Origin of the sequence: Adlercreutzia rubneri (assembly GCF_009755265.1) — a bacterium.
Lineage (GTDB): Bacteria > Actinomycetota > Coriobacteriia > Coriobacteriales > Eggerthellaceae > Adlercreutzia > Adlercreutzia rubneri.
The window spans coordinates 54,339-74,278 of the sequence record NZ_WPOO01000009.1 but is presented as its reverse complement, the minus strand read 5'-3'; the positions used below and the strand labels follow the sequence as shown (position 1 = coordinate 74,278).

The 19,940-nt window shown below is 63.9% G+C and carries 14 protein-coding genes and 2 pseudogenes; 9 read left to right on the top strand and 7 right to left on the bottom strand.

The genetic code is table 11. From position 1 onward, the window contains the following. Positions 1-173: 173 nt before the first annotated feature. A pseudogene (locus GO707_RS06760) lies at positions 174-3,383 on the top strand (molybdopterin-dependent oxidoreductase); the annotation flags it as partial. A gap of 188 nt (positions 3,384-3,571) precedes the next feature. Next, positions 3,572-4,975, top strand: coding sequence for a 4Fe-4S dicluster domain-containing protein (locus GO707_RS06755; protein WP_161127763.1), 1,404 nt, complete (start codon positions 3,572-3,574; stop codon positions 4,973-4,975). Positions 4,976-5,301: 326 nt separating this feature from the next. Here GO707_RS06755 and GO707_RS06750 read toward each other — a convergent pair whose 3' ends face one another. The 3 genes from GO707_RS06750 to ettA form a co-directional block, all read right to left on the bottom strand. Continuing rightward, on the bottom strand, positions 5,302-6,069 hold the full coding sequence (locus GO707_RS06750) for a zeta toxin family protein (protein WP_157012619.1): 768 nt from the start codon (positions 6,067-6,069) through the stop codon (positions 5,302-5,304). A 2-nt stretch (positions 6,070-6,071) separates the two neighbouring features. After that, complete coding sequence (locus GO707_RS06745; RefSeq protein WP_232325670.1) at positions 6,072-6,626, bottom strand: helix-turn-helix domain-containing protein; 555 nt, start codon at positions 6,624-6,626, stop codon at positions 6,072-6,074. Between the two features lie 219 nt (positions 6,627-6,845). Beyond that, on the bottom strand, positions 6,846-8,525 hold the full coding sequence (ettA, locus tag GO707_RS06740; RefSeq protein WP_114548687.1) for an energy-dependent translational throttle protein EttA: 1,680 nt from the start codon (positions 8,523-8,525) through the stop codon (positions 6,846-6,848). 245 nt (positions 8,526-8,770) lie between these two features. On the opposite strand from ettA, the pseudogene GO707_RS06735 reads away from it, so the two are divergent. The 7 genes and pseudogenes from GO707_RS06735 (at position 8,771) to GO707_RS06705 (ending at position 15,823) form a co-directional block, all read left to right on the top strand. Continuing rightward, positions 8,771-9,237, top strand: a pseudogene (locus tag GO707_RS06735) (low molecular weight protein-tyrosine-phosphatase). Between the two features lie 14 nt (positions 9,238-9,251). Then, the gene (locus GO707_RS06730) at positions 9,252-9,941 is read left to right on the top strand and encodes a hypothetical protein (RefSeq protein WP_157012617.1); all 690 of its coding nucleotides are present in this window, start codon (positions 9,252-9,254) and stop codon (positions 9,939-9,941) included. Positions 9,942-9,973: 32 nt separating this feature from the next. Continuing rightward, entirely contained in the window at positions 9,974-11,011 is a 1,038-nt protein-coding gene (locus GO707_RS06725; protein WP_157012616.1) for a GHKL domain-containing protein, read from the top strand. Positions 11,012-11,394: 383 nt separating this feature from the next. After that, positions 11,395-12,231, top strand: a complete 837-nt coding sequence (locus GO707_RS06720) for an N-acetylmuramoyl-L-alanine amidase (protein WP_232325669.1) — start codon at positions 11,395-11,397, stop codon at positions 12,229-12,231. A gap of 775 nt (positions 12,232-13,006) precedes the next feature. After that, entirely contained in the window at positions 13,007-13,918 is a 912-nt protein-coding gene (locus GO707_RS06715; RefSeq protein ID WP_157012615.1) for a hypothetical protein, read from the top strand. Next, positions 13,915-14,829 carry a GHKL domain-containing protein gene (locus GO707_RS12730; protein WP_157012614.1) on the top strand — a complete coding sequence of 305 codons (915 nt, stop codon included), beginning with the start codon at positions 13,915-13,917 and terminating at the stop codon, positions 14,827-14,829. Before GO707_RS06715 ends, GO707_RS12730 begins: the two co-directional genes overlap by 4 nt. A 283-nt stretch (positions 14,830-15,112) precedes the next feature. Next, positions 15,113-15,823 (top strand): LytR/AlgR family response regulator transcription factor, encoded by a 711-nt coding sequence (locus tag GO707_RS06705; RefSeq protein WP_161127759.1) that lies wholly within the window; start codon positions 15,113-15,115, stop codon positions 15,821-15,823. Between the two features lie 6 nt (positions 15,824-15,829). Here the strand turns inward: GO707_RS06705 and GO707_RS06700 are convergent, their stop codons facing one another. The 4 genes from GO707_RS06700 to thrH all read right to left on the bottom strand — a co-directional run bounded on the left by GO707_RS06700 (position 15,830) and on the right by thrH (position 19,777). Continuing rightward, positions 15,830-16,183, bottom strand: a complete 354-nt coding sequence (locus GO707_RS06700; RefSeq protein ID WP_157012612.1) for a nitrous oxide-stimulated promoter family protein — start codon at positions 16,181-16,183, stop codon at positions 15,830-15,832. A gap of 26 nt (positions 16,184-16,209) precedes the next feature. Further along, complete coding sequence (locus GO707_RS06695; protein WP_157012611.1) at positions 16,210-17,250, bottom strand: class I SAM-dependent methyltransferase; 1,041 nt, start codon at positions 17,248-17,250, stop codon at positions 16,210-16,212. Beyond that, positions 17,247-19,082, bottom strand: a complete 1,836-nt coding sequence (locus tag GO707_RS06690; RefSeq protein ID WP_232325668.1) for an elongator complex protein 3 — start codon at positions 19,080-19,082, stop codon at positions 17,247-17,249. Before GO707_RS06690 ends, GO707_RS06695 begins: the two co-directional genes overlap by 4 nt. A gap of 95 nt (positions 19,083-19,177) precedes the next feature. Beyond that, a complete protein-coding gene (thrH, locus tag GO707_RS06685) occupies positions 19,178-19,777 on the bottom strand; it encodes a bifunctional phosphoserine phosphatase/homoserine phosphotransferase ThrH (RefSeq protein ID WP_157012609.1) in 600 nt (199 codons plus the stop codon). Positions 19,778-19,940: the final 163 nt, after the last annotated feature.

Below are 19,940 nucleotides of genomic sequence, written 5' to 3'. Positions count from 1 at the left end.
AGATCAGCGCCGTAATCGTGGACAACTTGTGGGCATCTCGCCTACGGCGCGCGCTCGGGGTTTTTGAGCGCGCGCACGACGGTCTCTTGTGTGAAAATGAAGGCTCTAAGAGACAGGGTGTGAATAGGCTTGCGCTAGCAGGACGCGGGCCTGTGCGAAGGAGACGTTCGTCCATGAAATTGACGCGGAGAGGCTTTCTGGCCGGCGCCGGCGCGGTGGCGGTTGGAAGCGCGGCATGGGGTTTGGATCCGAATCGAGCCTGGGCCGACGAAGAGGCCGCCGAAGAGGCCGCCGGCACCGACGAGGCGCCGGCCGAAGAGCCTGCGGCCCCTGCGGGGCCGGTCGTCGTCTGCGAGGAGTGTCCGGGCGCCTGCACGCTGGTGCTCGATGTGGAGGACGGGCGGGTGGCGGCCGTGCACGGCGACGGCGCGAATCCATTCTCTGAAGGGCGGCTCTGCCTGCGCGCTCAGGCGCTGACCGACTTGTGGAAGGCGCCCGAGGGGACGACCGAGGACGACGCGGATGACGATAGTGGCAATGGCGCGGGCGGCAACGACGCCGCGAGCGAAGGCGCGACGACGACCAGTCCCGGGCGCTTGACCTCGCCCCGGGTGCGGCGCGCCGGGTCGGATGCGTGGGAGGACATCTCCTGGGATCGCGCGCTGGACGAGATCGCCAACCTGGTGAAGGATACTCGCGACGCCACCTTCGAAGAGAGCATCGAAGGCACGGAGGCCGACGATGAGACGCAGGGCGAGACGGGCTTCGACGAATGGGACTGGAGCGATCGCGGCGGCTACGGCGACGATGGCTACGGCGACAACGACTACAGCGCCCGGAAGCGTCCCCGCGGCGTGCCGGTCATGCGCACTCGGGCCATCGGCAGCTTCGGCGGCGCGCGCCTTGTGGCTGAGGAGCAGTTCCTGCTCGCCAAGGCGCTGCGATCTTGGGGCGTGGTGAACATCGATTCCGAGGCGGCCTTCGGGCGGCGCGCCTTCGCCGCGGGCGTGGCGGCCACCCTCGGCATCGCCGAGCCCGACGGGCTCTGGAGCGATATCGCGAACACGGGCTGCCTGCTCACTCTGGGTGCCGATGTTGCCACAAGCCAGCCGCTCTCCCTTCGCTGGATCGAGCGTGCCCGGGATGCGGGCGCGCTTTGGATCGCCGTGGATCCGCTGCGCTCGGCCTCGGCCGAGATGGCCGACATCCACGTGCCCATCCGCCCCGGCACCGACATCGCGTTTCTCGGGGGGCTGGCCAAATACGCCATGGACAATTCCCTCTGGCAGCCCGAGTACGTGCTGAATTTCACCAACGCCTCCTACCTCATGGACCCCGCCTTCTCCTTCGACGCGTCAAGCGGCGCCTTCTTCGGCTGGGATCCCATGACCGGCACCTACGACAAGACCAGTTGGGGCTATCAGACCGACGGCTTCGACACGTGGAACATGCGCTTCGACGGCGAGTTCTCCTGGGTGCGCGGTGAGGGCGTCCCTGCCTGGGCCGTGCCGTCCCAGCCGCGCTGCGAGCGCAATATCACGCTGCAGGACCCGGCTTGCGCCTGGGTGCGCCTGCAGGAGTTTCTCGCCCGCTACGACTTGGACACGGTGGCCACCGTCTGCGGCGTGGAGCGGTCGCTGCTCGAGCGCGCCTACGGGGCCTTCGCGGCCACGGGCGCGGTGGAGGGGGCGGGCAAGGTGCTGGCCGGGCCCGGTCTCGTGCAGCACGGCACGGGGGCCCAGGCGGCGCGCGCGGCCGCTGTGGTGCAGCTGCTGCTCGGCAACATCGGCGTGCCCGGGGGCGGCATCTCCTACCTGGGGGGCGCTGCGAATGAGGGGCTGGCCGATGCCATGGGGCTTTCGCCGGACATGTTCTGCGGCGATCTTCCCTGGCCCACCGAGGGCGAGACGACGCTCCAGGCGTGGCTCGAGGCCCATACCGAGCCGGCCGGCGCGGGTTCTCTGCGGTCCCGTGCCCTGGTGTCGGCCCTGCGCGAGTGGTGGGGCGAGGAGGCGGCTTTCGACAACGATTACGGCTACGATTGGCTGCCCAAGGCGCCAACTGGCGGTGCGTCGTTCAGCGAGGCGCTGCGCACAGGCTTGCTGCAGGGGTGTTTCCTGTGGGGCGCCGATCTGGTGGGGAGCGCGTCTTCGGGCGTTACGGCCGACGACGTGGGGCGCTTGGAGTGGCTCGTCGTGACCGACGGCTCGCCGAACCTCACGGCTACGTTCTGGGAACGGGTGGAAGATCCCTCCCAGCAGCAGACGACGGTGTTCCAGCTGCCGAGCGCCCTCGGCTTCGAGAAGGCCGGCATCCGGGCGAGCGGCGGCCGCCTTCTGCAGCATGCTGCGGCGGCGGTTGAGCCGGCGGCCGAGAGCCGCACGGACGCTGCCATCATCGGCGATGTGTGGGAGCGCGTGTTCAACCTGTACGACACCAAGGGCGGTGCGGCGACGGATCCGATCCTTAAGGCCCGGTGGGACTACGTGACATCCGACAGCATCGATCTGGTGAAGGTGGCCTGGGCGATGAACGGCTATGTCGTCGAGGACAGCGACTGGGACGGCGGCGAGCTGGTGCTTTTGGAAGGTGCCGACGGGCTGCGCGCCGACGGCTCGACGGCCTGCGGCGCGGCTTTCCTGGCGGGGCTGTGGTCGAACGGCGCCAGTGCGGCTGATGCGGCCGAGCAACCCGTGGGACGTCGCGACGGTGCCGACGAGAGCGGTCTGGGGCTTTTCCCCGGCTGGGGCTTCACGTGGCCCGGCAACGTGCGGGTGCGCGGCAACCGGGCGAGCGCGAACTTGGCGGGCCAGCCCTGGGTGCGCGAGCGCAATCTCCTTACTTGGGAGGGGGAGAGCTGGGCCTGCATCGATGCGCCCGACTTCCCGATTCTGCGCGACGGACGATGGCTCGAGCCGGACAACCAGGCCTTCCCCGGTACCTGGGAACAGGTGGGGCTTTTGGTGTCCGACCGGTTGGGCGACGGGCCTGTGCCCGAGCACTACGAACCGTTGGAGTCCCCGTTGAACAATCGCCTGAACGGGGCTTACGCCTCTCCGGTGCTGCTGGCGGCCGCCGCGAAGGCACCCGGTGCCGCAGGCGACGACGGGGCGGTGGATGCCGCCGTGGCCGATGCGCTGGCGCCGGACTACTCCTCTATGCAGGCGGATCGCGCGGCCTATCCCATTGCGGCGGTCATCAACGGCTCGGACGGCCGCGACGGCGCTCGGCGCGCCCTGAGCGAGACGCTGGCTGCCGCGGAGCCCGGCTGCTTCGTGGAAATGTCGGCGAGTTTGGCTCGCATTCGCGGCCTGGCCACGGGGAAGTGGGCCCGCGTGTTCAACGAGCGCGGATCCGCGGAGGCGCCGGTGCTCGTCACCGACCGCATCCGCCCCTTCCAATGCGAGGACAACGAGGGCCACTATGTGTGCTTGAACGGCATGACCCTCGGCGACGAGGGCGCTGCGGCAGCCGTGTGGGGCGTTTTGGCCCCTGCGGCGGAAAGCCCCGTGGGGGCGGCCCGCGACGTCAAGGGTTTCCTGGTCGATATCGAGAAGGCGTAGGGGGCATCATGGCTGACAAGGCAATTCTTTTCGATAGCAGTCGGTGCTCTGCTTGCCAGGCGTGCGTCGCTGCCTGCAAAGGCCGCTTCGGCTTGGCGCCCTCCGCGTCCGATTCGTCTTCAGAGAACGAGACGGCGCGCGCGTTCGGGCGAGCGGCTGTGCTGGACGAGGAGGCGCCCCTGGCCGTGGCGCGCTTCGAGCGCACGCTGGCCGATGGAGGCGTGGTTTGGGAAGCGGCCCGCGCTGGCTGCGTGCACTGCGCCCAGGCGCCTTGCGCGGAGGTGTGCCCCACGGGGGCTGTGGCGGTCAACGGGGAAACGGGCTTCGTCGCGCTGGACGCGGCGCGTTGCGTGAGCTGCCACTTGTGTTCCATGGTGTGCCCGGCCGCGGCCCCGCGTCATCGGGGCGAGCGCGGTGAGGTGCTTTTGTGCGACGGGTGCGCGGCCGAGGTGTCCGAGGGGGGCGTGCCCGCTTGCGTGGCCGCCTGCCCGCTGGATGCTCTGGCCTTCGACGAGCGCGATGCCGTGGTTTCCCGGGCCAATGAGCGCGCGGCGGCGCTGCGCGAGCGCGGCTGGGCCGCAGCCTCGGTGCTCGGCGTGAGCGAGCAGGGCGGACACCACGTGGTGCAGGTGATGAAGTACGGCGTGGGCGGCTCCATGCACGAGGCGCTGGCGTCTACCGGCGAGGTGGAATGGCTCGATGCCGTAAAGATGGCCGGTCCTGTGTCCGTGGGCGTCCTCGGCCTTGCCGCTGCGGGCGCCGTGGCGGGGTTGGCGGTCGAGTCCTCGCGCCAGCGCGCTGCCGAGGCCGAGGCGGCCGCCGCTTCAGCGGGCACCTTCAATCCGCTGCTCGACGAGGAGAATATCGAAGGCGGGGAGGGTACCGATGGCGATGCGCGCGAGGTCGTGGAAGAGACCGCTCTTCAGGCCGCTCTGCGCCGCCGCAACGCCCTGCGTTCCAAGAAGGGCGCCACACCGGCCGCCGCCGCAGCTGCTGCAGTGGCCGCCGTGCCGGTGGAGGAGTACCACTGGTACAACGCCGATGCTGTGGGCGACGATGAGGCGGAAGGCTTCGAGCCGCGCCTGGTGAGCTGCGGTCGTGCGCGCTTCGGCATGAAGGACTACGGCGTTGCGGACGGCTGGGGCGAGGACTTTGCCGGCGATGCGGACGACGCCGTCGAGATTCCCGTGGTGGACGAGCTGAGCGACACCGGCGAGCTCTACGACGTGGAGGAGTTCAACCGCCTTCTGGCCGAAGACGCCGCCCTCGCCGCAGAAGCCGGGGAGGCCGAAGAGTCCGGCGACGCCGAAGAGCCTGGCGATCCCGAGCCGGCCGATGGGCTCGAGGCGATAGACGATTCCAAGCCAGTTGACGACACTGGGGAAGAAGAGTCGGCTACAGAGCGTTCATGACGAATCGTGCATCTTTAGACTGAAAAGATATACGCTCTATGCTACAATGCGAAACTACGAGGGACGGAACCGAACCGTCCCCCGCAGGGTGTCAAGCCCGCTTGGCCTGGTCAGGATCAGCGGGCTTTTTTGCGCCCTTATGGACGCGAAAACCCACCTGATCGTTTCCCAGACGACTGCGGACGCGACGCCCGCAAGCACTGAGGTGAAAAACTCCCTCATCGGTTTCACCTCCTTCCCATGGCTCGGAGGTGTGTGCTTGTGCGGGATTGACCCGCGCCCTGGCTCTCGCATCGAGGGACAGGGCGCGACTATCCCGTGGTATCCTACTTCCTGCGCAGCTGTTCTAGCTTGGCCTTGAGTTCGTTGTAGTGGCGCCGCTCCTCAGAGGTCCAGGGGCCGAAGAGGATGGTGCGCAAAGCTTCCTCGGCGCTATCGCCGGCCCCTTCGCGCGGGAATAGGCGCGTTTGGCTTCGGTCGTAGAGGGCGATCTCGTCGAACATTCCGCTTGCTTCCAGGACGCCGAGGTTGGAGACGATCTGATCGATGATCTTGTTGCGGTGCGCCGGGTCGGTGGCCCGGGGCATCGTGCCGGCTACGCGCATCTCCTCGTAGCGAATTTGGCAGCTGACGAGCGAGATCTCCGGCTTTACGGCCATAAGCGCGAGGGACACCCCGTAACCGCGCTGGCGCAGCAGCTCCGCCGTTTTCAGGGGCACTTCCGCCGTGCGCAACGTGCCCTCGATGACGAGGTTGTACCCGATGCGCGAGAGCGAGTCGATAAGCGCCTCGGTCATGCGCCCCGCCCATGGCGCGGTGTAATTAACGGCTTCGTCCCCGTAAATGCGCTGAAGCTCCAAGAAGCGGGGGTGAAACTTTCGATAGTCGTCCCCGTTGATGCTGATACCGTTGCCGTCCAGTCGGCGATGGATGATCTTGTGGGGTGTGGTTTTTCCTGCTCCACTTTGGCCCCCTATCAGGAAAGCCTGAGGAGGCGATTCGAGCACGGGGTGATAGGCGCTCAGGAGATTCCAGCGCAGCTCTTCGAACTTTTCGCTGAACTCTCTTTCGGTGTATTTGTCTTCATCGCCCATGATTAGGCCGCCTTTGCGAGCTGGGTCGAAAGAAATTGCTGAAAGCCTTTCAGTTGCCCTCGTATCTCATCGATAGCATGTTGGTTGGCCGCTGAGTCCGAGAGAATTTCGGGCACAAGGCGAGCGATCTGTTGCTCGATGTCGTCGTAGATTATCGTTAGCTCGTCATTTCCCTTGAGCTTTGCCTCGGCGCGTGCTCTGGAGATCTGCGCCATGATGTCCCAGGCGGATTCGTTCAACACCTCCTGCTGCAACGTTATCTCGTAGATTTCCGTCGTGTCCATGACGTCTCCTCCCTCGTCAAAGGTCACTTCCGCGTAGACGATCTTCTCGACCGATGCGCGCTGCTTGGGGGTAAGCGCGTCGCCGTCGCGCTCGAGGCAGCCGGCCATGAACGCGGGAATCATGGCGGCGCGAATGAGGTTGGCGTTGGCCTTGGTGGGGGCGATACCCTTCTCGTAGCGAGTGATGCTGGCCTCGCCGATGCCGAGTAGCCGCGCAAAGGCCTGTTGGGAGAGCCCGTAGTGCTTCCGGATCTCCTTAATTTGCTGGGACATGTCGTGTTCTCTCATGATTATCCAATCTATAGATTGCCTAATAGGGGTATTATATCAGTTAGATTAGGACATATTCGACATGAATTCGAGAAAATGATAGAGAAAAACTCAGCAACATATCAATCAAAAGATAGAAAGAGGGCGATCCCTGTGAGATCGCCCTCTTCGATGGGGATATGATAAGTGCGCCCTCAGCAGCCCCAGGGCCACTGTCGGCGCCTAGTCGCGGGTTAGTTTGCGGTGGAGGCGGTGGGGCTTGGCGGCTTCCTTGCCGAGGCGTGCCTCGCGGTCGGCCTGGTAGGCCTCGAAGTTGCCCTCGAAGAAGTGCCAGCGGCCCGGGTTCTCGTCGTCGCCTTCCCAAGCCAGAATATGAGTGGCGATGCGGTCGAGGAACATGCGGTCGTGGCTGACCACGACCGAGCAGCCGGGGAAGTCGAGCAGCGCCGCCTCCAAGCTGGAGAGGGTCTCCACGTCCAGGTCGTTGGTGGGCTCGTCCAGAAGGAGCAGGTTGCCGCCCTCCTTCAGGGTGAGCGCCAGGTTCAGCCGGTTGCGCTCGCCGCCGGAGAGCACGCCTGCGGGCTTCTGCTGGTCGGCTCCCTTGAAACCGAAGGCGGCCACGTAGGCGCGGGAGGGCACTTCCGTCTCGCCGACCATCATGTAGTCGGTGCCACCGGACACCACTTCCCACAGCTTCTTGTCCGGATCGATCCCGGCGCGGTTCTGGTCGACGTAGGCGATCTTCACCGTCTCGCCGATTTCCAGCTCGCCGCCGTCGAGCGGTTCAAGGCCCACGATGGTCTTGAACAGGGTGGTCTTGCCAACGCCGTTGGGGCCGATCACGCCCACGATGCCATTGCGGGGCAGCTCGAAGGACAAGTCGTCGATGAGCACGCGGCCGTCGAACTCCTTGTGCAGGTTCTTCGCAACGAGCACCTTCGAGCCCAAACGAGGGCCGGCGGGAATCTGGATCTCCGCGAAGTCGAGCTTCTTCGCCTTGCCGGCCTCGGCCACCATGGCGTCGTAGTTGGCCAGACGCGCCTTCGACTTCGCCTGACGGGCCTTCGGCGAGCTGCGCACCCATTCAAGCTCGCGCTCCATGCGGCGGGCGAGCTTGGCCTGGGCCTGTCCCTGGGCGGCCATGCGGGCGGCCTTGGTCTCCAAGTAGGTGGAGTAGTTGCCCTTGTAGGGGAAGAGCTGCCCGCGGTCCACCTCGCAGATCCACTCGGCGGCGTGGTCGAGGAAGTAGCGGTCGTGGGTGACGGCGAGCACGGCGCCGGGGTAGGTCTTCAGGTGCTGCTCGAGCCAGAGCACCGATTCGGCATCCAGGTGGTTGGTGGGCTCGTCGAGCAGCAGCAGGTCGGGCTGTTCCAGAAGCAAACGGCACAGCGCCACGCGACGGCGCTCGCCGCCGGAAAGGATGCTCACGGGCGCGTCCGGGTCGGGGCACTGCAGCGCGTCCATGGCCTGGGAGAGCTGGGAGTCGAGGTCCCACCCGTTGGCGGCGTCGATCTCGTCCTGCAGTTTGCCCATCTCGTCCATGAGCGCGTCGAAGTCGGCGTCGGGCGCGGCCATCTCCTCGCCGATCTGGTTGAAGCGCTCCACTTTGGCCAGCACATCGGCGAAGGCCATCTGAATGTTCTCGAGGACGGTCTTGTCCTCTTCAAGCGGCGGCTCTTGCAGAAGAATGCCCACGGTGTAGCCGGGCGTCAGGCGCGCCTCGCCGTTGGAAACCTCCTCGAGGCCGGCCATGACCTTCAGCAGGGTTGACTTTCCCATGCCGTTGGGCCCCACAACGCCGATCTTCGCGCCGGGGTAGAACGACAGCGTAACGTCGTCCAGAATAACCTTGTCGCCCACCGCCTTGCGGGCCTTGTACATTTGGTAGATGAACTCTGCCATGATGCTCCTGTTCCCTCTGCTCGGTTCCTCGGTTCGCAGCGCGAGGCGCGTACGGGAAGGCCGTTGCTCCGAGCGAGCCGTCCAATGCTTGGGCGGTATTTTCCCAGAAGTAACCGACGGGAGCTATGGCGCCTTCGCGATACTGGAAGAAAACCGCGACTTGTGGCTTAGGGCGATGGGGGTTGCTGTGAGATAATATGCACCGTATCTTTTAAACAATCGGTCTCCTTGCAAAGGCTTTCCCCATGACCCAGTCTCCCATTCGTGTCCTTTTCGTCTGCCACGGCAACATCTGCCGATCGACTATGGCCGAGTTCGTGCTGAAGGACATGGTGGCACGGCGGGGCTTACCGAGCAGTTCCACATCGAGTCGGCGGCGACGAGCACCGAGGAGATCGGCAACCCGGTGCATCCGGGCACGGCGGCGGTGCTGCGCGAGCATGGTATCGGCGGCTTCGAAGGCAAGCGCGCCCGCCAGCTGCGCCGCGCCGATTACGATGCCTTCGACTTCATCATTGGCATGGACACGGCCAATATTCGCAACATGAACTGGATCCTCGGCGGCGACCCGGACGGCAAGGTGCTCAAACTCTTGGAATTCGCCGGCACCAACCGCAGCGTCGACGACCCCTGGTACACGGGCGATTTCGAAACCACCTATGCCGACGTGTGCGATGGCTGCGAGGGGCTGCTGGCGTATTTGGGCGTTTGAGGCTGGACTCTGATATGGGGCACTGTGGTGGTGCGCTGCCAAAGCGCGTTATCGTGTGCTCGCTGGCCATGGTGCTCATGGCGGTGGCGGAGCTTACGGGGGCGGTCATCTGGGTGTCGAGTACTGGTTTGGAAATGATGAACGATCAGCTTGCCCTGACCTATGCCCCGCTCACCATCTTCATGGGACTGGTGGGCTATGGGCTTGTAATGACGCCGGCCATGATCGGCATGGGGAAGGTCGTGCACCGCTTCTTTCCCGACGCGAAAAAAGGCCGACGCGGCCGACGTGCATCAGGGGCTGCCTCTCCGGAGTGGATGCGGCGATTGGCGCTGTTTCCCCTGATGCAGGTGCCGCTCATCTTCATCGTGCTGGGCATTTGCTTCAGCGTCACGCGGGGAGAGACTGCGTTTGTGGTTGCTTCCACGGCAATTTTGCTGCTGTGCACGGCTATTGATGCGCTGCTGTTTCTGCAGATGCGCCGTTCTGCCGAGAGGCAGCGGGCTGAGATTAAGGCAGCGCTTCTGGAGGAGCGATTGGCGGGATATCTGCGCGAGCTGACCGCAGTACAGGAGCTCCTTGGCGACACCGCGCGCCTGCGCCACGATCTGCGCAACCACCAGGCCGTGGTGGCGACGCTGTGCGAGCGCGGGGATCGCGCCGCTGCTTTGGACTACCTTGAGGATGTTGCGAACTCCCTTTGACGTTCCGGGCTCTCTTTAAAGAAAGGCATCTCATGAGCCACTCGATTCTCCATCGCATCTCGTTTCTGCTGTATCCCGCAAGCCAGCTCGTCATGGTGGCGGTGTCGGCCGTCTGGATCGTGCGTCTTCAGCTGCCCGAGGTGTATCTCCGGGTTGTGGGGCTTCTCGCGCTGGCTTGCATTCCCGTCGATTTCCAGCTGTTCCGCGAGGTGCGCAAGACGCAAGAGGCCGACATTCTGCGCGAGCGGGTGCGCATGCTGGAGGAGCAAGAGCGCGTGCAGGTGGCCTATCGCGAGCAAATCGCGGCTGATATGGAAGACATCATGAAGCTGCGCCGCGAGGTGGCGGAGGAGATGGACGAGGCGGTGCGACGCCTGCGCGAGCAAGAGGAGGGGAGCGCCCAGGAGCGGCTTTCGCGCGCTGTCGACATCATGGGCTCGACGGCCTTTCGCCTGTGCGAGCATCGCTCGGCCGATGCGGTGGCGACGATGAAGCTGAAGGCGTGCGAGGAAGCGGGCGTGCGCCCCCGGTTCTCCCTTGAGATACCCCACAACGTGGGGGTGCCGGCGGTGGAGTTGTGCGCGGTGATTGCGAATCTCGCGGACAATGGTCTGGCGGCTGCTTTGCGGGCGTGGGATGCGGGCGGCCCGGGCGCGTCGAGCGAGCTGGGTGCGTCGAGCGCGTCGAGCGCGTCGAGCGAGCCGGGCGCGTCGGGCGAGCCGTTTCTGTCGCTGCGCTCCTCGGTGCGGCAGGGCCATTTGGTGATTGAGGCCAAAAACAGCATCTCCGAAGCCGATCGCGTTGCCTGGGAGGAGTCCGCGAAACGGTCGCGCAAGCGGCAGCGCACCTGGGATGAGGCTCATGGCTGGGGGCTTTCTATTATCTCCGGCATCGCGCAACGACACGGGGGATCTTTGGAATGCGCCATCGAGGACGGCGTGTTCCGCGCTACCGTGATCATGCGGTTGGGCAGCGCTTCCGACGCCGCAGCGAGGGGCGAGGCTGAGCGCACTTTGCCCGATCGCGCAGCTTGCGCGGATGATTTGGAGCTGGCCGGAGGCGTGCTGTGATGCCGGCGCTTCTTCCCGCTGGATGACGGCAGAAGTGAGCGGGTCGGGCGACGGGGAGCTGCGTGGCTTCAGCGGTTTGCTCTCTTCCCGCTGATCCAGGTTGCGCTCATCTATTCTATGGTGTGGATCGCCTTCGATGTTATGCGCGGGGATGGGGCCTGCATGATGGCAACAGCGGCGCTTTTCGGGACGCGATCGATTTCTGAGTCCATTAAAGCACATATTCCAGATTAAGAAGCGGCAGCTTAGTGGTGCCTCAAAATGGGTGGTGCTTTGATCAGGCATTTTGTCATGGACTCGTCAGTTGCCCTTTCGAATCCTCAAGATTCAACTTGGAAGAAGCGCACGAGTATAGGTTCATCTGATCGATCGGAAGTGGAGCTATGAAATACTTCTTTCGGCATATTGCCGTGCTTCTTCTCTGCAGTGTAATGTTGGGCATTGATGGCTGCACGTCTCCAGAGAACCAGAGCGAACTGTCAGAAGCGATTCAATCGGATGCTATCGAAGCGGAGGAGTATCCCGACAGTTCTCCTTTTGACGCAGAGCCGAAAGAGCAGGAGATAGATCAAGAGCCTAGTTTAGATAGATCAAGCGATACGGGGGACTTAGATATTCCTGACGATTCCGAGAAACTATCGTACAGCGAACCGGCTCCTAGTGATTTGGCGATTGTTCAAGACATACGGCCCTCCTTTTCCCATCGGCTCAAATCTGCTGAGTATCAGAAGTATATCGTGCTGCACGATACAGAGGGCGACAGCGACCCTGCTTCTGTTATTGACTGGTGGGATTCGAATGGCAATTTGGTCGCCGCTCATTTTGTCATCGGCAAAGACGGTTCAATTTCTCAATGCGTTCCTCTTGATGAGATTGCGCATCATGCTGGCTATGGCGACACAGGTCACAATGAGAAGTATGGTCTAATAGAAGATGGGCGCGACGATATGGAGGGTTCTTCGCCCATTGGGTCGTGGGCATCAGATTACGGCATGAATGCGTGGTCTGTGGGTATTGAGCTAGTTCATAGGGGCGGCGAAGGGGACTATCCTGCGGCGCAGCTCGAGGCTCTCGATGGTCTCATCGCGTACATCGACAGCTACTATGGGTTTGAAAGCGAGATAATCGATCACAAAGCATGGCGTAGCGGCAATTCGGACACGTCGGAAGAGTTTTCCGCTTATCTCGAAAACTATCAAGATCATCGCAGACACAACTGAAAGAAATGCTTTTTGGCACTCGCCTCTGTTATGGGGCGACTGCGGGAGCGAATCTGCTTCGATGGTCTTCGTGTCTCTTGAATATGTCATTTGTGTCATATATAGTGCATACGCATAACGTGCGAGGAGAAGGTTATGCTTGTATTTCAGTCTCATTGTTTTTTGAGCGATTCTTGCGAAGAACTCTGTGCTCTTTCCGCTTTGCGCCATAGAAGCATGGCGAAACGGACGATTGCAGTAGCGGAGACGGCTACGAAGGGAAAGAGCTCGGACCGAAATGCTTCGCATGTGATTCCCCTTGGGTTGGCTGCCGAGCAGGACGCAAGGCTTGCTAAACGCCGAGAAATCATGGAGCGAGCGGATCGAAGGCGCGTGAGCCTCGCTAGAGACATTCCATCTCCGCTTTCTATGCTATCGGAAGCGAGAGACGAGAGGGACGATGCCTTCGGTAGGACCATTGAGGGACTTCTAGAATCAGGCCTGCGATTGTAGTGGCTCCGATGCCGTCGCATCGCGCGAGGCGACAAGCCGCTCGCCGGGGGTCGATGTCATTGATGACATCGAAACGACTGAAAATGACGAGCGAGCAAGAGCCCCGTTGAAGCGGACGGGTTCTTGTGGAATTCTTCTCCGGGTGAAGCTGGGGCTCTTGCTCTCTCGTGCGTCCGAGCTTTGCCTGAGTTTTGCTCTCGAGTGCCCGAGCCTTGCCCGAGCTTCGCCTGGAGTCATCGGGCGCATCGCGGAGCAATTCGAAGTGTTCGAAAGGAAGAGACTGGTGGATTCGATTGCGGTGCTGATCGACGTGATTGATTTGTGCATCGAGCCTTGGATCATGGCTTTGGCAGCAACGCAGATATTGCCGATGCGAAGGCGTGGCCTTTTTCTGGCTCTCGAGCTTATCGGCACCCCTCTTTGGGCGTTTGTCTTCGGGACGGTGCTCTCATGGTTTTGGGTGGGCCTTTTGGTGTGCGGCATTCTTGAGTTTGTGCTGCCGCTCCTTTTTTGGAGGGGTTCCCCGTTTCGCAAGGTGAGCGCCCTGTTCGTGATCCAGCTGTGCTCGATAGTGGCGGGAGCCGTTGTCTGGACGTGCTGGGAGGCCATCTTCGGCATGCCGATCCCCGAGGACTCCACGGCCGAGTTTGCGCTGTATCGAAGCGATCTGGGGAAATGGCTCATCTACGAGATTCTCGACATAGGCCTCTCGGCAATACTGCTGATACCTGCGGTTGTCCTGTTTCGGCGTTGGGCATGGCGCACGGCCGACACGCGGGGTAGCGTCGTCTTCGCCGGATTGCTTGTGGCTCAGCTGCTTATGGCCAGCGTCCCCATGATCTGCATGGCCCGTTCGCTGGGGACAGGCGCCTATGCGGTCATTGCGTTGATTCTGCTGGTGTATCTGGTGGTCGGCATTGGGGCCATCGTCGCCTCGTGGCATTGGGAAGTTGCCGCCCGCGCCCAGCGCCGCAGCGAAGAGCTGGCTCGCCAGCGCGTTGCCTACCTCGAGGAGTACGAGAACGCTCAGGCCCAGGTGAGGGCTGTTGCCCATTTGCGGCACGATCTTCGAAACGAGATGGCGGCGGCCCGCGCGCTGCAAGAGAGGGGGCGCGCCGAAGAGGCTCGCCGGCTTCTTTGCGCTATGGCGGAACGAGTTTCGACGGAGGAGATGCCAGAGGGAGGTTCGTTGTGACGGCGTCGATGGCTGGGGTTGTTCTGTGCTCCGCTCTGCTTTCGGCCATGGCCCTCTGGTACGGCGTGCGCATGGGTGCCGTACCGCTCTCGAGGCGCTTGGCTGCGATGGCGATTCCCCTGACCCAGGCATGCGCTCTTGTCGCGTTCGGCGCCTTTGCTATGCGCGATCCCTTTCTGGATCGATTTGTTCCCTACGTTGTTTTCGCCACGGTAGCGTGTCTGGTGGCCGATGGTCTCGCACTGCCGAGCCTTTCGCTGGGTGCGCGCAAGGAGTCGGCCCAGGATCAGGCCCGTGCGGCAGCTGAGCTGCTGGAAGCGACACGTCAGGGCGCGGCCGCTGCTCGGCGAGAGGTGCAAGAGGCAGACGACGTGCGTCGTGGCATGGTTCAGGTGCTGAATCGGGCGATCGAGCAGTGCGGTACGGACGAGGTCGTCGGTGCAGGAGAGCTTGCAGTCGGGTCGCCCTTTGCGCGCTATTGCCGCAACGACGTTGTCGATGCGCTTTTGGCTCTAAAGGCGCGTCGCGCAGGCGAGGAGGGAGTTGCCTTTGAGGTGCATGCCGACGTCCCCGCCAGAGTGTCCATCAGCGATGTAGACTTGTGCGCTTTGTTCTCGAATATGCTCGACAATGGCATCAACGGGGCCGTGAAGGCTGAGGGCAGGCGATTCGTGCGCCTGGACGTCTCGGTGCATGGCGCTATGCTTGTTGTGCGGGTGGTCAACAGTTGCAGCCCCAAAAGCGGCGGCGCCCCTTCGGCGAAGCCGGGGCGACAGCGGCGGTGCGCCGTGGACTCCCATGGTTGGGGCCTCGATATCTTGGGGGCGCTGGCGGAGCGCTACGACGGGTCTTTCGAGAGTGCCGCCGAGGGAGATCAGTGGGTGGCGAGCTTGATAGTGCGCTGCCGGTAGATCAGCCGGCGGCTGGAAGGCGGGTAACCGGCGGCAGAAGGGCCGCTGAGTCTCGCGGCATAGGGCCGAACGGGCTTTGAATGACGCCAACCGCGAAGGTCAGGGCGTGTGCCGTTCCCCGAAGTGATTTGCATTTTGTGACAACATTCCGACTGAAAATGACATGGTGCGGAGGGAGTGAATCCTCTTTTGAGATAATAGCAGCTTGCGATGGCCGCCGCGCGCAGCGGGGCCGTTTGCGCATTCGGGAGCCGAAAACGAGAAAGGACGATGCGCGTACACTGTGGCCGTTGTCGATGACGACCTTCGCCAATGCAGGATCCTGGCGGACATGATCGCCGATGCGCCGTTCTCGTCCTTCGATATCCTCACCTTTCAGAGCGTGCCCGATCTCGAAAGCTTCCAGGCCCACCACGGGCCGGTGGACATCTGCCTCATGGATGTGCGCATGGACGACGACGCGGGACGATTCTCCGACGGCATCGAGGCGGTCTCGCGGCTGTTTCCCGAGGGCTGCGGTACCCAGGTAATTTACGTGACGGGCTACGTGGAATACGCCACGCCGGTCTACGAAACGCCGCACGTGTACTTCCTGCTGAAGCCCGTGCAGGCCGAGCAGCTTTACGCTGCGCTCGGCAAGGCGCTCGAGCGGCTCGCGTCGCAGACGGGCGCCTATTTGCCAGTGACCTGCGGCGGCGCGGTGAGGCGGCTTCCCGTGGGCAAGATCATCTACCTTGAGAGCAACCGTCGCAAGGTGATCGTGCATATGGTCGACGATACGGTGGAGACCTACGCAAAGCTGTCGGATTTCGAGGACCAGCTGCCGCCGAACTTCGTGCGCAGCCACATGAGCTTTCTCGTGAACATGAACTATCTCGAGTGGGTGGATGGCAAAACCGCCACGCTTTCCACGGGCATACAGCTGCCGGTGAGCCGCCAGCGCTCCGTGGCCACTCGCGAGGCCTTCCACCGCCATTTGCGCGGGTTTTTGTAGGGCCTTCTACTTCTTCAGCAGGTGACGGACGGCGGCCACGGGGTGATGGAGGATCATCCGCGGACCGGCGTAACGCATGATGGCGCGGATCTGCTCGCGCTGGGCGGGGGCGTAGCAGTGGTTGCCGCATTCCTCGCAGCTTGTTTTGTGGGCCATGGACCGACAGCGCTCGGTGCGCAGGACGCAGTAGTCGTCGATGGCCTTGCACGCGGGGCAGAGCGCCTCGCCGGCATGGCTGGTCTCGGTGCGTGCGGTCGCCTCGTGGTTGCCGGCGCAATAAATCGCCACCATGTTCGAGATGGTGCGCTTCTCGCGCTCGCGGCGGCGAGCGACTTTGGGGGTGTCAGGTATTCTTGCCATGGTGCGCACTTTAGCAGAGGATGCGCCTAGCATTGGGAGCGCTGCAAAACTACATAGCGGTTGAGGTTGCCCTGCTTGCCGTCGGCGGAGAAGCGGGCGACCTCACGCAAGGGGAGGGAGGCGGTGGACGCGCAGCTGCTGGCAGAAGGTGCGCTGGGGTTGCGGATGGGGGCGAGGAGGGCATCGATTTCCTTCTCGGGCGTATGGTGGCAGAAGCGGTAGACGCCCTCTGCGTGCTGCCAACCGAGGAGAAAGTCGTTTTCTTGGAAGGTGGGCAAGCCGTGGGCGACGCGGCCCTCGGCAGTGGCCGCGGCGGCCTTGGCGGCCAAGCGCGCATCGTTCAGGAACTGCCAGAACGACACGATGGCGAAGCCGCCGGGCCTCAGGGAACTAAGGAGCCCTTCGAGAACCCGGGCCCGCAGGGCGCCTGTCGGCAGGTGGTGCATGAGTCCGAAGGCGACAGCGAGGTCGCAGGAGTTGCGCGGGAGACGATCGGCGAAGGTGCCGTCGAGGAGGGATTCCACGATGTCGAGGGCGCGGAGATCTACGGTGGTCTTTTCGGGGAGGTTCGTGCCCTGTCCTGAAGCATCCCCTCCTTTCGTTTTGGAAGCAGCAGAGGAGCTGCTAGGGCTGTGCGGAAAGGCGGCAGATAGGGCGCCGATTGCGGGAGATGCCAGATCGGGGCAGTTGTCGAGGGCGGTGATGCGCAGGGGGGCGTTCGTGTGTTCGGCGAGGAAGCGCTCGAAGCGGAGGTTGCCGCAGCCAAGGTCGAGGATGGTGAGGGGCGCCCCGGAATCGCCGGCACTGTCATCGGGGACGCGGGCGGCGTGGCTGGGGAAGGGGCCTTGCACGGCATCGTGGGCCGTGATGAGCTCCCAAGCCTTCTCCCAGCCATGCCAAGGGGCTTGTCTCGTGGCCGAGAACGAGGCGGCCTCGCGGGCGTAGAAGTCGCTCGTGAGGGCGTTCAGCTTGCGGATGACCTGGGGGGAGTAGGCGCCGGGTTGCGAGGCGCTCTGCGTGGTCGTTGCTCCAGATGCGGAAACGCGTTGCTCGTCGGCGATGCTCATGGCAGCGGCCGCTTCTGATAGAGCCCGGCGTCCTTAAAGCCGAGGTTGCGGTAGTAGACGCGGGTGCCCACGGCGCTGATGACGTTAATCGCGGTGTACCCGGCCGCCGCTGCTTGGGCGCAGGCCTCTTCCACGAGCGCCCGCCCGAGACCCAGATGCTGGGTGCCCTCGCCGGTGCGGTGCAGGGCGGCCACTTTCCCGTACACATGCACTTCGCGGATCATGGCCTCCTGCGGCGCGGAGGGGGAAGCAAGCGAGGAACCCCTCGCCTCGCTTTGCTCGCTCTTGATGGGAGGGGGAGAGGACTCGCTGGCGGTGTCGCGGGGAAGTGCCGTCGGCAGCGACAGGCGGCAGAAGCCGGCGATCTTGTTCTCGGGGGTGATCCATTCAAGGAAGCGCTCTTCGGTGGTGGCGGTCTGGTAGGCGATGGTCTCCAGCGCGAGGTCCTCCACCGCAGCGCCTTCCACGGAGATTTCGCGGGAGCGAATCTCGGCAACCTCCTCCCCCGTGGCGTCCACAGCGGCTTCCACCACTTGACGCAGGTTGGTCTTCTTGTTGCCGACGAGGATATCGGTGGCGGAGATATCGCGAATCATGCGGGAGATGCGGGTCCAGGGCGGGGTGGCCAGCACGTCCTGGACGAGGACTTCCACGAGCTCTTCCTCGGTGTAGGGGCGCCAGCAGCCGTCTTCGAAATAGTCGGTGAGCCGGGCGCTTTCCACAAGGCAGCAGGGATAGAGCTTCACCTCGTCGGGCAGAAACGCCGGGTCGGTGACGAGACGACGGTAGTCGGCAATGTCGGAGACGGGGTCGGCGCCGAGCAGGTTCACCATGAAGTGCACGTGGCTTTTGAAGCCGAACTGCCGCAGCAGGGCCATGGCGTCGGCGATACGCGCGGACGTGATGGCGCGGCCGTTGGCGGCGAGCGTCTCGTCGTTCAGGCTTTGGATGCCGATCTGCACCTTGGTGCAGCCGAGTGTGCGCAGAGTGCGGCAGGCCTCGGCGGTGACGAGGTCGGGGCGCGTTTCCACCACCAGCCCGACGACGCGCTTCGGTGCCGTTTCGTTGGCGCGATGCAGGGCGAAAAGATCGTCCCAGGAACAGCTTTGCGGCACCTCTTCCTCGCCGTAGGCCTCCCGCCACGCCTCGTTGTAGGTGAGCTCTCCGGCGTCGATGCGCTGTTGAAGCGGGGCTGCCGCGGCGGCCAGGGCATCGCGGTCGCGGGGGAGGCCGCGTCTCTCGTACCATGTCCGGCGCTCAGTCGCCTCGCGGACGCGCTCCTCGTCGGAAAGGTTCAAGGCGCGGAAAAGCTCGCCTGTGAACCAGCGCTGGTAGCTTTCGGGGTAGTCGCTCCAGGTGCCGCCCAGCACGATGAGCTCCACCTTGTCGGTGACATGCCCCATGGCGGTCAGCGTCCGCAGGCGCGCGGCCACTTGGAGGAAGGGGTCGAACCAGCATCGTTCGGCCCGCTGGCAGGCCGGCTCGTCGGAAAGATAGCTCTTCGGCATGCGGATATCGTTCGGGCAGAACACGCAGGCGCCCGAGCACGGCCAGGGCTTCGTGAGCACGGTGATGGTGGCCACGCCTGAGGCGGTGCGCCGGGGCTTGGCCTGCAGAAGGCGCACGAGGGCCGCGTCGGTCGCCTCGCTCACCTTCCACGCCGCCCACCGCTCGGGGTCCTCAGCCTTCACGTGCAGGTAGAAGGGGAGGAGTCGCCGCTTGGCTACCTGGCGCGTGCCGTCGTGGGCGGCACGGTTGTGCCGCCGCACCAGCTTGTCGAGCCATGCGGCGTCAACGTCTTCGCCCGCTTCCAGCGCAGCGATTATTTCCAAAAGCGCTTCTTCCATGGTTCAAGCATACACGTTCTAGCGTTCAAAGCGCGAGACTCGTTGTTCTGTACGAGAAACTTGCCAGATTTAGGTTCGAATTACAGCGCGTCCTTGATGGCGGCCAGCAGCTCGTCGTAGGTTTCCAGGGCCGGCAGCTCCGGGTACTCGGCCTTGATGGCATCGGTGGTGCGGAACAAAAAGCCGGCCTTCGAATCCAGGATCATGCCCAGGTCGTTATGGGAGTCGCCGGCGGCGATGGTTTCGATGCCGCAGGAGTGCAGCGCGCGCACCGTGGTGAGCTTACTTTCGGGGCAGCGCATCGTGAAGTCGGTGATGGCGCCATCTGCGGCTACCACCAGCTCGTTGCAGAACAGCGTCGGCCAGCCGAGCTTCTCCATGAGGGGGCGGGCGAACTGTTCGAAAGTGTCGGAGATGATGATGACCTGGGTGAGGCTGCGCAGCTCGTCCAAAAACGCGCGGGCGCCGGGCATGGGGTCGATCTTGGCGATGACCGCCTGCACGTCGGGCAGGCCCAGCCCATGCTCGGCCAGAATGTCGAGGCGCCACTTCATGAGTTTGTCGTAGTCGGGCTCGTCGCGGGTGGTGCGCTTAAGCTCGGGGATGCCGGCTTCCTCGGCGAAGGCGATCCAGATTTCGGGAACCAGCACGCCTTCCAAATCGAGGCATACGACGCTCATAGGGCACTCCTTCCGTGGGCGGCGCCGGGGCTTAAGGCCTGCGCGCCGCAGGGTTTCGTCGGCAGAAGCGTACCCCACTGAAGGCGCCTTGCCGCCTCGGAAGCGGAAAGATGGCGCAGGGGGCGACTTCAGCGGTAGCGCGGGCGCCCCTCTTGCTATACTG